The organism is Georhizobium profundi, assembly GCF_003952725.1.
In the GTDB taxonomy this organism is placed as follows: domain Bacteria; phylum Pseudomonadota; class Alphaproteobacteria; order Rhizobiales; family Rhizobiaceae; genus Georhizobium; species Georhizobium profundi.
Window position 1 is genome coordinate 4,273,450 of the sequence record NZ_CP032509.1, and the last position, 14,324, is coordinate 4,287,773.

At 62.9% G+C, this 14,324-nt stretch carries 10 protein-coding genes; 3 read left to right on the top strand and 7 right to left on the bottom strand.

Going from position 1 to position 14,324, the window contains the following annotated elements; all coding sequences use genetic code 11:
- Positions 1 to 74: 74 nt before the first annotated feature.
- The 5 genes from D5400_RS20605 to D5400_RS20625 form a co-directional block, all read right to left on the bottom strand.
- Positions 75 to 386: a hypothetical protein gene (locus tag D5400_RS20605; protein ID WP_126012292.1), complete on the bottom strand. Its 312-nt coding sequence runs from the start codon at positions 384 to 386 to the stop codon at positions 75 to 77.
- Between the two features lie 216 nt (positions 387 to 602).
- A complete protein-coding gene (gene mutT / locus D5400_RS20610; protein ID WP_126012295.1) occupies positions 603 to 1,064 on the bottom strand; it encodes an 8-oxo-dGTP diphosphatase MutT in 462 nt (153 codons plus the stop codon).
- Complete coding sequence (locus D5400_RS20615) at positions 1,036 to 1,812, bottom strand: GNAT family N-acetyltransferase (RefSeq protein WP_126012298.1); 777 nt, start codon at positions 1,810 to 1,812, stop codon at positions 1,036 to 1,038. Before D5400_RS20615 ends, mutT begins: the two co-directional genes overlap by 29 nt.
- Positions 1,793 to 3,025: a bifunctional glutamate N-acetyltransferase/amino-acid acetyltransferase ArgJ gene (gene argJ / locus D5400_RS20620; protein ID WP_126012299.1), complete on the bottom strand. Its 1,233-nt coding sequence runs from the start codon at positions 3,023 to 3,025 to the stop codon at positions 1,793 to 1,795. Before argJ ends, D5400_RS20615 begins: the two co-directional genes overlap by 20 nt.
- A 92-nt stretch (positions 3,026 to 3,117) precedes the next feature.
- Positions 3,118 to 4,086 carry a peptidylprolyl isomerase gene (locus tag D5400_RS20625; protein ID WP_126012301.1) on the bottom strand — a complete coding sequence of 323 codons (969 nt, stop codon included), beginning with the start codon at positions 4,084 to 4,086 and terminating at the stop codon, positions 3,118 to 3,120.
- Between the two features lie 249 nt (positions 4,087 to 4,335).
- Between D5400_RS20625 and secA the strand changes: the two genes are divergently transcribed.
- From secA to D5400_RS20640, 3 genes are all read left to right on the top strand, one after another.
- Entirely contained in the window at positions 4,336 to 7,053 is a 2,718-nt protein-coding gene (gene secA, locus D5400_RS20630) for a preprotein translocase subunit SecA (RefSeq protein ID WP_126012303.1), read from the top strand.
- 162 nt (positions 7,054 to 7,215) lie between these two features.
- Entirely contained in the window at positions 7,216 to 8,628 is a 1,413-nt protein-coding gene (locus D5400_RS20635) for a lipopolysaccharide biosynthesis protein (protein ID WP_126012305.1), read from the top strand.
- Positions 8,628 to 9,920, top strand: coding sequence for a GNAT family N-acetyltransferase (locus tag D5400_RS20640; protein ID WP_126012307.1), 1,293 nt, complete (start codon positions 8,628 to 8,630; stop codon positions 9,918 to 9,920). Before D5400_RS20635 ends, D5400_RS20640 begins: the two co-directional genes overlap by 1 nt.
- A 9-nt stretch (positions 9,921 to 9,929) precedes the next feature.
- Here the strand turns inward: D5400_RS20640 and D5400_RS20645 are convergent, their stop codons facing one another.
- Positions 9,930 to 11,576: an AMP-binding protein gene (locus D5400_RS20645; RefSeq protein ID WP_126012309.1), complete on the bottom strand. Its 1,647-nt coding sequence runs from the start codon at positions 11,574 to 11,576 to the stop codon at positions 9,930 to 9,932.
- A 69-nt stretch (positions 11,577 to 11,645) separates the two neighbouring features.
- Positions 11,646 to 14,312 (bottom strand): bifunctional diguanylate cyclase/phosphodiesterase, encoded by a 2,667-nt coding sequence (locus tag D5400_RS20650; RefSeq protein WP_126012311.1) that lies wholly within the window; start codon positions 14,310 to 14,312, stop codon positions 11,646 to 11,648.
- Positions 14,313 to 14,324 lie beyond the last annotated feature (12 nt).

The following is a 14,324-nucleotide window of genomic DNA, read 5'->3' on the forward strand; positions in this document are numbered from 1 at the left end:
ACGGGCCCAGATCATGCGACACGAGAATAAGGGGCAATTCTTACGCAACAGCTAAATTGCGTGCGTGTATTTGTTCAACAACGGCTGCCGGTATCACCGAAATGCAGAATACAAACCGAGCCGGGCTCCTGGGCAATGCTGCGCCGAAGCGTGTATTGCCTGACGCCGCGATCGCCATTCGGGATGGAACCCGTCGCCATCGTGTCGATCCCCGGATTATAGGCCGTCATCCGTTCCCCACCGTCCAAGACAGGCGGCAACAGGAGCGCCATCGCGACTGCGACCGTGCCGAACAAAAGCGCGACGCGGACCGGGCCGACACCCGCGCGCTTGTGCTTGCGGTCAGCGTCGGTGGAGACTGAAAGCCAAAACTCGCTGTTGCTCATCGATCTGCTCTTTTCTGCCTGTCTTCGACGACTCTGCGACGACGAGGTCTATCTCAATCCAGCCGGACGACCAAGGTTTGACCACATATGTGGCATCTCGGCTTAGGCGCATATTCGCGAAAGCGGCTAAAGGATTGATTAATGATACAGGGCGGAGATCATCAATTGCGGCAACATTGATCACGTTGTCTTAATTGCTGTCGCAATTCAGAGGCTTCAACAGAGCAGATCGACCAGAGTGGGGATCAGCGGCGCATCGGCGGGCGGCATCGGATAATCGCGCAGCGCCTTGGCACGAACCCATTTGACCGCCTGCCCCTCCAGACCGCGGGCAATGCCTTCGTAGCGTCGGCAAATGTAGAGCGGCATCAGCAGGTGAAAGTCGTCGTAGCTGTGGCTGGCGAAGGTCAAGGGTGCGAGGCAGGCAATCTGGGTGACGATGCCCAACTCCTCCGCGAGTTCGCGGATCAGCGTTTCCTCCGGCGTCTCGCCAGGCTCGACCTTGCCGCCGGGAAATTCCCAGAGGCCCGCGAGCGCTTTGCCTTCCGGCCGCTGCGCGATGAGGATGCGGCCATCCGCATCGACGAGCGCGCAGGCGGAAACGAGCAACATGCGCCGCCCGGATCGGTCAGAGCTTTCGAGAGCCTTCTCACCTATGGCTGCGCTGTCGGTAGACATAGCGGTAGACCTCCTGAAAGCCGAGCGAGCGATAGAGTGAGACAGCAGGATCATTGATGGCCTCGACCTGCAAAAACGCCCTTCGGGCGCCGCGCAGACGCGCCCAGCGCAAAGCGCTTTTGATCAGGCTTCGGGCATGGCCGCGACGGCGATCGTCGGGCCGCGTCGCGACATCGAACAATCCCGTAAGGTCGTTGTCGTGGACGCAGAGCAAAGCGGAAAGCGGCGATCCGGCGGTGTCTTCGGCGACGAACATGCCCTTGGAAGGTCGGATGGCGTTCAAAACTTCGCTCAAACCTGCCTTGCGGCCGGGATCTGCATCCTGAAGCGCCAGAGAGGCATCCACATATCGGCCGACATCGTGAAGCGGCAACTGATCCAGCGCATCGGAAAGATCGACACTCTCCATCGACGCGGCCATGACCAACGTTTCTCCGGCCTCTTCCCAGCCCTGGGCTGCCAGATAATCATCCAGGACCGCGGGAGAAAGTGGCGACAGGCGAAAGACCGCGGGACGGCCATAAGCATCGAAGAGGCGGACGGCATTCGAGACGCGGGCCTCGATGTTCCGGTAATCGGACGGGTCAAGCGGATTGACCGAGTTCAGCCGCCTGGACGGATGTCCGGCGGTCAGCCGGATCTGCCAAGCTCCGTCGAAACGCACCGACGCAGCAGGCCAGGCCCGGAAGCTGACAGCCTCCAGCCTGCGCACCGTCGCCAGATCGGGTTCAACTGCGATAGTCGCCATTGATCGCGACATACTCCTTGGTGAGGTCGCAGGTCCAGACGGTTGCGCGCCCTTCACCGATACCGAGTTCGACTCGGATGGCGATATCTTCCTGGCGCATGACGGCCGTAGCTGCGGCTTCCGAATAGGCAGGATCGCGTTCGCCATCGACGGCGACACGGACCTCGCCGAACCAGATCGCGAGTCGGTCCCGATCAGCCTGTTCTCCGGCCTTGCCGACAGCCATCACGATGCGACCCCAATTGGCATCCTCTCCGGCTATTGCCGTTTTCACCAGCGGCGAGTTGGCGATGGAGAATGCAATGCGCTTGGCTGCTGCGTCTGTTTCGGCGCCTTCGACGGTGATCTCCACCATCTTGCGCGCGCCTTCGCCATCACGCACCACCTGCAGGGCGAGATCAGCCATGAGCTGGCGGAACGCCTCCTTGAAGTCGACGAGCCGCGGATCGTCCGCACTCTCGATCCGCGTCCCGCCCGAGGCGCCAGTTGCGAAAGCAAGCAGCGTGTCCGATGTGGAGGTGTCGCTATCGACCGTCACCACATTGAAGGTGGTGCCCACGTGCTCGGAGAGGATCGCTTGCAAAGCGGCCGGCGCGATGTTCGCGTCGGTTGCGATAAAGGAAAGCATGGTGGCCATGTCCGGCGCGATCATGCCTGCGCCCTTTGCCATGCCGTTGATCGTGACCAGCACGCCGCCGAGTTCGGCCGTCCGGGTCGCGACCTTCGGATAGGTGTCGGTGGTCATGATGGCCTTGGCCGCTTCGAGCCAACCATCTGCGTTTGCGCGCTCAGCCATATCCCCGAGCACGCCGGCGAATTTCGTCGCGTCGAGCGGCTCGCCGATCACGCCGGTCGAGGCGAGATAGACATCCGTTTCGGCACAGCCGACGGCGTCGATCGCAGCGCTCGCCGTAAGGCGGGTCGCTTCGCGGCCCTTCTTGCCGGTGAAGGCGTTGGCGTTGCCGGAATTGACGACCAAAATGCGGGCCGTCCCGTGAGACAGGTTCTGCCGGCAGAATTCGACCGGCGCGGAGGGGCATTTCGATGTCGTGAAGACACCGGCGACAGACGCCGGACGATCGAACACCATGACCATCACATCGGTGCGGTTACGGTACTTGATGCCGGCCGCAGCGGTGGCGAGCCTCACACCTGCGATGTGAGGCAAATCGGCATAGACCTTGGGCGCCAGGGGCGAGATCGTCGTCGTCATCGAAACCGTCCGGAATACTGAAATTCAATCGTGGACCATGCGAAGGAGCCCGCGGGCGCAGCAGCGCCGGCGGGCTCCTTCGCAATCCAACCTTACTGAGCGGCCGGTGCCTCTTCGGCAGCCGGTGCTTCATCGGTAGCCGGTGCTTCTTCGCCGCCGGCGGGCTCGCCAGCCGGCGCGTTGGCGGCGGCATAGGCTTCGGCAAGCGCCGGATCGGCGATCTCGACATCGCCGGAGCCACGGGCGTCTTCGAGAACTTCGAGGTAACGCTCGCGCAGCACGACCTGACGGACCTGGGTCGCCACCTGCTCGAATGCCGGCGGCTCTGCATCACGACGGTCTTCGACCTTGATCACGTGCCAGCCGAACTGGCTCTGCACTGGCTCGGCGGTGTAGGCGCCCGGCTCGAGCGCGAAAGCAGCTTCCTCGAAGGGCGGAACCATCTGGCCCTGCTGGAAATAGCCGAGATCACCACCGTTGGCAGCCGAGCCGTCGGTCGAATTCTCAGTCGCGAGCTCGGCGAAATCAGCGCCGCCATCCAGCTGCTCGATCAATGCGACCGCCTCTTCCTCGCTCTCGACGAGAATGTGCCGCGCGTTGACTTCCTCGGCCGGGTCCATGGCCGCGACTTCCTGATCATAGCGGGCGCGAACCTGCTCTTCGGTGATGCCGTTCAGGATTTCTTCCTGGAAATAGGCATTGTGCAGGGCGCGGTCGCGCAGGAAATCGATCCGGCGCTGGAATTCTTCGCCCTCGCCCAGACCGGCGTCTTCCGCCTGGCGCGCAAGCAGCTTGATGTCGATCAGCGCGGCGAGCGCTGCAACGCGGCGCTGCTCGGGCGGCAGTTGTTCGAACTGCGGGTCGAGGTCCGACATCGCGTATTCGAGTTCGGATTCGTAGATGTCCTGACCACCCACCGTGGCGATGACGGTGTCTGCAGCCGGCGTTGCGGCCTCGCCCTCTACGGCGGGAGCCTCGGTCTGCGCAAAAGCGGCAGGCGACGACAGTGCCGTTCCGGCGCTCAGGGCCGCGAGAAGGGCGAGTGAGAGATAACGCTTCATTGAACCAGGCCTCTTTCCTGTGGTATCTGTTGATCGTCCATTGGCCGTTAAAACGCACCGTTTTGAGGCGCGGCCGCCTGTTGCGGCGCCGTTGACATCGATTGACCCCCCTCTTATCTGTCACGAAACCGCGCGTCCAGTTCCCGCCGGGAGAAGCCGTGCCTGTCGCTATGCCCAGGAACCCCACTGCTTCGGACCCGCCGGCCGTCTAAGACGCCGCCTAAGAACACAACGGAAAGGACCATATTCATGGTCAGCTTCGGCGGCCTTGCCCGCAAACTTTTCGGCTCCTCCAGCGATCGTCGGGTCAAGGGATTTCAAGGGCGGGTCGATCAGATCAACGCCCTCGAAGATGGGCTCAAGGCTCTGTCCGACGAGGAATTGCGCGGCCGCACCGATAGCCTCAGGCAGGAACTCGCCAACGGCAAGACGCTCGACGACATCCTCGTCCCGGCTTTTGCAGTCGCCCGCGAAGGCGCCCGCCGCGCGCTTGGCATGCGCCCGTTCGACGTGCAGCTGATCGGCGGCATGATTCTTCACGAGCGCGCCATTGCCGAGATGAAGACCGGTGAAGGCAAGACGCTGGTTGCGACCTTGCCGACCTATCTCAATGCGCTGTCCGGCAAGGGCGTGCATGTCGTGACGGTCAACGACTACCTGGCGCGTCGCGACTCCGAGTGGATGGGCCGGTTCTACCGCTTCCTGGGCTTGAGCGTGGGCGTCATCGTCCATGACATGAACGACGACCAGCGCCGCGAGGCCTATGCCTGCGACATCACCTACGCGACCAACAACGAGCTCGGCTTCGACTATCTGCGCGACAACATGAAGTATGATCGCAAGCAGATGGTCCAGCGTGGCCATAATTTCGCGATCGTCGACGAAGTCGACTCCATCCTGATCGACGAGGCCCGCACGCCTCTCATCATTTCCGGTCCGCTCGACGACCGCTCCGACCTCTACGCACAGATCGATGCGTTCATCCCGCAGCTGACGGACGAGGATTTCGAGCTCGACGAGAAGCAGCGCTCTGTCACCTTCACCGAAGCCGGCACCGAAAAGCTGGAACAGGTGCTTGCCGAAGCCGGCCTGCTGAAGGGCGCCGGCCTTTACGACATCGAGAACGTCTCGATCGTCCACCACCTGAACAATGCGTTGAAGGCCCACAAGCTGTTCCAGCGCGACAAGGACTACATCGTCCGCAACGGCGAAGTCGTCATCATCGACGAGTTCACCGGCCGCATGATGCCCGGCCGCCGCTATTCGGAAGGCCAGCACCAGGCGCTGGAAGCCAAGGAAAAGGTGAAGATCCACCCCGAGAACCAGACGCTGGCCTCGATCACCTTCCAGAACTACTTCCGCATGTATTCCAAGCTCGGCGGCATGACGGGCACGGCCAATACCGAGGCCGAGGAATTCGCCAACATCTACGGCCTGTCGGTCATCGAAGTGCCGACGAACCTGCCCATTCAACGTCTCGACGAAGACGACGAGGTCTACCGGACCTTCGAGGAAAAGTTCCAGGCGATCGTCACGGAGATCAAGGCGGCACGTGAACGGGGCCAGCCGGTTCTCGTCGGCACGACGTCGATCGAGAAGTCGGAACTGCTCGCCGAACTCCTGAAGAAGGAAGGGCTGAAGGACTTCCAGGTTCTGAACGCCCGCTATCACGAGCAGGAAGCCTATATCGTTTCGCAGGCCGGCAAGCCCGGCGCGGTCACGATCGCCACCAACATGGCCGGTCGCGGTACCGACATCCAGCTCGGCGGCAATCTCGACATGCGCATCCAGCACGAGCTTGCCGACATGCCGGAAGGGCCGGAGCGCACCCGTCGAGAGGCTGAAATCAAGGCCGAAGTCGCGAAGCTCAAGGAAGAAGCCCTTGCAGCCGGCGGCCTCTACGTGCTGGCGACCGAACGCCACGAAAGCCGCCGCATCGACAACCAGCTTCGCGGCCGTTCCGGACGCCAGGGCGATCCCGGGCGTTCCAAGTTCTACCTGTCGCTGCAAGACGATCTCATGCGCATTTTCGGCTCCGACCGAATGGAAGGCATGCTGACCAAGCTCGGCCTGCAGGAGGGCGAGGCGATCGTCCATCCCTGGATCAACAAGGCGCTGGAGCGGGCACAGAAGAAGGTCGAGGCGCGCAACTTCGACATCCGCAAGAACTTGCTGAAATACGACGACGTGATGAATGACCAGCGCAAGGTCATCTTCGAGCAGCGTCTGGAACTGATGGACGCGACCGACGTCGAAGAGACGATCACGGACATGCGCCACGACGTGATCGACGATCTCGTCAACAAGTACATTCCCGAAAACGCCTATGCGGAACAGTGGGATACGGCAGCGCTCAAGGAAGACGTGCGCAAGCACCTCAATCTCGACCTGCCGGTCGACGCTTGGGCCGCCGAAGAAGGCATCGCGGAAGACGACATCCGCGAGCGACTGATCGAAGCGGCCGACAAGGCAGCAGCCGAGCGCACCGAGCGCTTCGGTGTCGATGTCATGCGCTATGTCGAGAAATCGATCGTGCTGCAGACGCTCGATCACCTCTGGCGCGAGCATCTCGTCAATCTCGATCATCTGCGCTCGGTCATCGGTTTCCGTGGCTATGCCCAGCGGGATCCGTTGCAGGAATACAAGCAGGAAGCTTTCGAACTGTTCCAGGCACTGCTCGGCAATCTGCGCCAGGCCGTGACGTCGCAGATGATGCGCGTGGAAATCCGCCGCGAGGAGCCGCGCGAGACGCCGCAGGTTCCGGAAGGCCGTGCCCGCCACGTCGATGCGACGACCGGAGAAGATGAATTCGGCGGCGACGACCTCGGCTACGTGCCGCCGGAAAACCGCAATCCCGAAGATCCGCAGAGCTGGGGCAAGGTCGCGCGCAACGAGCCCTGCCCCTGCGGTTCCGGCAAAAAATTCAAACATTGCCACGGTGCGTTCGCCCAGGCGACCGTCGCCTGATCCCTCGCAAAATCGTGATCTTTTCAAACGGCGCATCCTCCGATGCGCCGTTTCGTTTTCGGCCACATCCAAGCAATCCGATAGTGTCGGCAAAACCGATCCTTAACGTGTCGCATGCGATGGAAAAGGCTGACCAGAAACGTCACCGGATCCGCGATTGACATGACCGTCATCACCAGTGCCGAGAAATGGCTGCCGCCGCGCGTGACAGCGCGGCTTGCGCCAGCGCTGGATCGTGCGGAGGCGATCATATCGCGGCGCGACGACCAGTCGGCTGCGGAATACATGGCGCTCGTCGCTTTCGCGATCCGAGTGTTGAGCGCCGCCATCGCGTTTTCGTCGCAGATCATCCTCGCGCGCTTCATGGGCGAGTTCCAGTACGGCATCTTCGTGTTCGTCTGGGCGATTGCCGTCATCTTCGGCAATCTGTCGTGCTTCGGCTTTCACACAGCGATCATTCGCTTTCTTCCCGGCTATCGGGATCAGAAGGCGCATGCGGAAATCCTTGGCTTGACTCAGACCGCCCGCCGTTTCGCCGTCGGGTCGGCCACGCTGATCGCGGCACTCGGGCTCACCGGCCTTGCCGTTTTCGGTAAGAGCGTCGATGCCTATTATCTCGTGCCGTTCTATCTGGCAGCCTTCACGCTGCCGATGATCGCGCTTGGCGACGTGCTCGACGGGACGGCGCGCGCCAACAATTGGCCCTTCTTCGGCCATGGCGCGACGTTCCTCTTGCGCCCCACGCTCATCATCATCCTGATGGTAGCGGCGATCTCGCTCGGCTATGAGGCCACGACGATCACCGCCTTGAGCGCCGCGCTGCTTGCCACCTATCTGACGACGATCGGCCAGTATCTGGCCGTAACCATTCGGGTGCGCAGCAGCTTCGCCTCGCCCACCAAGAGCATCACGTTCCGCCGCTGGTTCGTCGTCGCCCTGCCGATCTTCTTCATCGAGGGCTTTTACTTCCTGCTGACGAATTCCGATGTCATCATCGTCGGCTTCTTCGTCCCCCCGGATCAGGTCGCGGTGTATTTCGCGGCAGCCAAGACCATGGCACTCGTTCACTTCGTCTATTACGCGGTCAAGGCCGGCGCTTCGCCGCGCTTTTCCCAGCTGGTCAGCGCCGATGATGCCGCGGGCATCGCGAATTTCGCAGCACGCACGGCTGCCTGGACATTCTGGCCCTCGCTCGTGCTCGGCGCCATGATCCTGCTTGCCGGACCGTTTCTGCTGTCGCTGTTCGGACCGGGCTTTGCCGATGGCGAGCTTCTGATGGCGATCCTGTTCGCCGGCATCCTTGCCAAAGCCATGATCGGCCCAGGCGAAGTGCTTCTGACAATGGCCGGGCACCAGATGATCTGCGCCTTCATCTATCTCCTGGTCTTGATCACCCATCTCTGCCTTTCCGTGTCGCTCATTCCGCATTACGGGCTGCAGGGTGCTGCTGCGGCCACGGCGACCGCGATGACGGTTGAGGCCATCCTGTTGTTCCTTGTCGTCCGCCACCGGATCGGCATCGCGATGTTCGTCTTCGCCCCTCGCCGGTACACGCATGAAGAGGATCCCGGCTGATGGCATCCAACCCGTTTTTCGAAGGCGACATCGGCGGGCAAGCCGCAACGCTGATCGACGCCCTGGCAGAAACACCGATCACGCGCCCACCGCCGGAGCTTGCGATCGATATCGGACGTCCCGGCCGTCAGATGTGCGTCTATCCCGCGCGCGCCGGCTACGATCTGCAGACCGAGCTCGATTTTCTCGCCAATCGGATGATCGAGCCGAACGTGTTCTTCACCGGTCGGTTCCTTGCGCCCGCGATGCCTCGCCTCGACGATCGCCAGGTCCGTCTGCTGCTCATTCGGGATGAGGCCCCGGGGCGCAGCCGGCTGCGCATGGTCATGCCGTTTTCGATCGAGCGTCCCGGCTTTTCGGTCGGTCCCTCGATCATTCGCGCCTGGTCGCATCCATTCGGTCCCCTCGGTACGCCGCTGGTCGATGCCGAAGGTGCAGCCGAAACGCTCGATAATTTTCTGGAAGCGCTGGCTGGCGATGATACGCAGATGCCGAATGTGCTGGTTCTGCCGGACATGCGCATCGATGGGCCGGCGGCAGAACTGCTGCGTGCCGTCGCTTTGGCGCGCGGATTGACGGTGGAAACGACCGAAGCGGTCGACCGCCCGGTGCTGCGTTCGAGCGAAGAGCCGGAGCGCTATCTGCGCGGCGCGATCAGCGGCCGGCACTTGAAGGACATGCGTCGGCAGTGGCGCCATCTCGCAGCCCAGGGCACGCTCGTCCACAAGGTCGCACGCCAGCCGCTCGATGTGCGCATCGGGCTCGAACAGTTTCTCGCACTCGAAGCAAGCGGCTGGAAAGGCCAGCGGCGGAGCGCGATGGTGTCGGATCGCTACCGGGCGGCTTTCGCGCGGGAGGCCGTGACCAACCAGGCCGAAAACGACAATGCACGCATCCACGTGCTCGAATTCGATGGCCGGGCCATTGCCGTGATGGTCGTATTCGTGATCGCCGGCCAGGCCTTCACCTGGAAGACTGCCTATGACGAGCGGTTCGCCGCATCCTCGCCGGGCAAGCTTCTGTTCTGGAAGTTGACCGAACAGCACCTCGACGACCCGAACATTCAGATGACGGATTCCTGCGCGGTGCCGGATCATCCGATTGCCAGCAGACTCTGGGAAGAGCGCGAGCGCATGGCCACGATGATCATTGGGCTCGACGGAAAGGCGGACCGCCAGGTCCGCCAGGTCGCCCGTCAGCTCCACCTCTATCGAAACACCCGCAACGTCGCACGCATCCTGCGGGAGCGCGTGCGCGCGCTCGCCCGCCGGAAGTCCGCGGCGAAGAACTGAGCCTGCCGGTTAGACGCCGGCTGCCGCTTCCTCGATTGCTCTTTGGCGCAATTCGCGTCGGATGACCTTGCCTGTCGTCGTCAGCGGCAGGCTGTCGACGAATGCGACCTCGCGCGGGTATTCATGGGCCGACAGCCTCGTCTTCACCCATGCGGTGATCTCGCTCGCAAGCGTCTCCGACGCTTCGAAGCCCGGTTTCAGGACGACATAGGCCTTCACCGCTTCCGTCCGGATCGGATCGGGCTTACCGACGGCCGCGGCAAGCGCGATCGCCTCGTGGGCATGGAGGCAATCCTCGACCTCGCCGGGGCCGATGCGATAGCCGGCGGACGTGATGACATCGTCTTCGCGGCCGAAGAACTCGACATAGCCATCCTCGCTCATCACGCCCTGGTCGCCGGTCGTCATCCAGTCGCCGATGAATTTGCGTTCCGTCGCCGCCTCGTCGTTCCAGTAGCCGAGGAACATGACCGGGTCCGGCCGCTTGATCGCGATCTGACCGGGCGCGCCAGGCGGACAGGGAGCGCCATCCGCGTCGATGACGGCCACGTTGTGCCCCGGCACGGTCTTCCCTATCGCGCCGGAGCGCGAAACGCCAATCCTGGCGCAGGATGCGAGCACGAGATTGCACTCGGTCTGGCCGTAGAATTCGTTGATCGTCACACCGAGTTCGCGCCGCCCCCATTCGAAGGTTTCGCGGCCAAGCGATTCACCACCCGATCCGGTGGTCCTGAGGTTCAGGCTGTACTTTTCGGCCGGACGCACGACGCTCCGGAGCATTCTGAGCGCTGTCGGCGGAATGAAGGCGTTGCGCACGTCAAGCTCCGCCATGATGCGGAAAGCGAGATCGGGATCGAATTTCTGCGCCGGTGTCGACACCACCGGGACGCCGAAATAAAGCCCCGGCAGAAGCACGTTGAGCAGTCCGCCCGCCCAGGCCCAATCGGCCGGGGTCCAAAGCTTGTCGCCGGGCTGAGGCAGGAACTCATGGTGCATCTGTACGCCGGGCAGATGCCCGATCAAGACGCGGTGGCCGTGCAGCGCCCCCTTGGGCGGCCCGGTCGTGCCGGAGGTAAACACCATCAGCGCCGGCGTGTCGCCGGTCGTCGGCTCGTCGATAGGGGGTCCATCGCGGTGTGCCTGCACGAGTGCGTCGAAGCGGAGCGCCGGGCTTTCCACCGCATCGCCGGTAACGATCACGGTCTTGAGGTCGGGCAAGGCGTCGCGCAGTGGCTGGAGTTTGTCGACCCCCATCGCGTTCGTCACGATCGCGCGCGCACCGCAGGCGGCCAGCCGATAGCTGAGCGCATCTTGCCCGAACAACAGCGCAAGCGGCACGGCGATGGCCGCCATCTTGTAGATCGCGACATGGGCGATCGCGGTCTCGAAGCTCTGCGGGAGAAGAATTGCGACGCGGTCGCCGCGAGAGACGCCCTCGGCCTTCAATGCCCGCACCAGCGCCGATGCGCGAGCATCAAGTTCTGCATAGGTTAGCGAGGCGTGGTTGCCGCCGACATCGAAATGCTGGAGGCAGACCCGCTCCGGCTCGCTGCGCGCCCACCGTGCGGAGACATATTCGGCAATGTTGAAATCATCCGGCACATGCCATTCGAAGCCGGACACGGCCTCTTCGTAGGTTTGGCTCTCGTCGAGCATTTCAGTTGTCCGCCTTAATTTTGGGCAGCAGCTTAAACGCTCAACGGCGGCGGATGGCAAGGGCGTGATTTACGCTGCGCCCATCGCTTCCGCATTGCCCTCTCGCTGATAGGCCGCGAGGTAAGCGGACAGATCATCCCCGGACATGGGGCGCGCGAACACATAGCCCTGCAACGAACTGCAGCCGAGCCTGCGCAAGATCGACACGTGCTCCATGGTCTCCACGCCCTCGGCCACGACCTCGATCTGCAGCGAGCGACCGATATCGATCATCGACGAAACGAGATTGCGGGCGGTCTCGGACTTCGTGATCGGCATGATCAGCTGGCGGTCGATCTTGAAGCGTTTCGGCTGGAGATTGACGAGGCTGACGATCGAGGCGTAGCCCGTGCCGAAGTCGTCGATCTCGATATCGATGCCGAGGTCCTTCAAGCCAGCGATGTTTTTCGCGACGATGTCCTTGCCGTCGTCCAGGAACGTCGATTCCAGCAACTCGAAGGAAAGATCGCCGGGCTTGAAGCTCAGTTGCTTCAGCCCGTCGATCAGGCTCTCGTCATGCAGGCGGGCCGATGAGACATTCACCGAGATGCGTGGCACCGCGATGTCCTGCGCGCGCCAGCGCACCAACTGGAACATCGCCTGATCGAGCACCCGCTGGTCAATGGCGGCCATGACGTTGATGTCTTCGGCGGTATCGAGGAAAGCGGCCGGCGGAAGAATGCCGCGCTCCGGATGCTGCCAGCGCACGAGAACCTCTGCACCGACCACGGCGAGCGACGTCGCGTCGAACTGGGGCTGATACCAGGCCACGAACTCGTCGCGCTCTAAGCCGCGCAAGATCTCGTCGGCCGTCTTCTTGCCGGCGATGACGGCCGTCTGCAGCGCTTCGGTGAAGAATTCATAGCGGTTGCGGCCGCGGCTCTTGGCTTCATAAAGCGCGATATCGGCATTGACGAGCAACTGACGCCCGTTCCGATCGCCGGGTGCCGCCAGCGCGATGCCGGCGCTCACTCCGGCGCGGCAGTCCTGCGACTGGTATAGAAATGGCTGCCGCATCGCCTCGATGATCGACATCGCCAGGGCTGCAAGACAGGCAGCGCTCGTCGGACCCATGGTCACGATCACGAATTCATCGCCGCCGATGCGGGCAACGAAATCCTGTTCACGAACATTCGCCCTGAGGATGCCGGCCGCGTGGCGCAGCGTCTCGTCGCCTGCCGCATGCCCGAGCGTGTCGTTGATCTGCTTGAAGCGATCGAGGTCCAGATGGATCAGGGCCGACGGCAGGCGCCCACCATCGCCGCCCTCGCTCAGGATGCGGTCGAGATAGCGTCGGTTCGGCAGTCCCGTCAGCGGATCATGGTTGGCGTTGTGCTCCATCTGCGCCTTGGCCTCTTCGAGCGCTGCGGTGCGCGCTTCGGCGAGATCACGGGCAAGCTTCAGGCGAGCATTCAACTCCAGATCGGCCGAAACGTCCCAGTTGACGCCGACGATGCGCCGGCCGCCATTGGAGTGGATATAGGCCGAGCCGATCGCCCGGATGTGGCGGCAATAGCTGACGGATTGTCCCGAGCGGAACTCGGACTCGTAGCGCTCGCCGCCATCGAGCACACGCCGGAACGCTGCCGTCGCCTGCTCCAGATCGTCTGGATGGATGCAGTCGAGCCAACGCTCGAAATCATTGATGTCGTCTTCCGGCCGGATGCCATAGAGCTCCTTCATCCGGTCGTCCCAGTAGAGCTCGCCCGTCTTCGCGTCGATTTCCCAAATGCCGATCTTGGAGGCGTCGAGTGCAAGTTCGAGCCGGTGGGACAGGCGCTCCATCTCCTCCTCACGGCGCCGCATCTCCTGGATGTGACGCTGGCGCTCGTCGACGAGGCGGCCCGACATCACGATCGGCACCACGATGAGGATCGAGGCTGTCGCAAAGATCGCGCGGATGAGCCATGTGTTCGGCGGCATGGTCGCCCAGCCATCGTTCGGCACGGCGGACAGCACCCATTGCCCGGTCGGCAGTACAACCGACATCGTTTCGGGCTGCTGCGCCAGGATCTCGGCATCTCCGTAGAAAAGTTCGCCCCGATCGCCGAGCCCGTCCTTGCCGCGAATGGCGATGTCGATCGGAAGCTCTGCCGTCAGGCCGCTGGCCGCGTAGAGCGCCTGAAGGTCCAGAACCGCAGCAACGATCCCCCAGAAGCGCCGACGTCCGTTGTCGTCCTGGACGAATACCGGGTAGCGGCCGATGAGACCCTGTCCGCCCTGAACGAGATCGACCGGGCCGGCGAGAACGAGGCCGCCGGTGTCGCGGGCGCGCAGCGCGGCATCGCGCTGGGCAGGTAGGGTGCGGTAATCGAGGCCGATGGCTCTCTCATTGCCTTGCACGGGATGCATCAGCGTAATGACGAGGTCGGGCGCGGCAGCGATGTTGCGCACCTGTGAATTGTCGTCGATCAGTTCACCGGCCAGTTGCTCGAAGCGGGCCTGGTCCATGTTGGGTTCGCTGGTGATGACCGCGACGAGGCCGCGTACCAGCTGGGTATTGGCATTGATGCCACCTTCGAGCTTCGCGCGAACCACAGAAAGCCGCTCAGCGACCTCGGCACGCTGCTTCTGCATGAAGACGACGTTGTTCTGGTGTTCGGCATAGACGCCGGCCGCAATCAGCACCGCAAGCGCAACGATTGCGGCGAACTGACTGGATTTGAAACGGTAGCCGACCGCTCTCCAAGCCCCCATGATGCTGTCCCG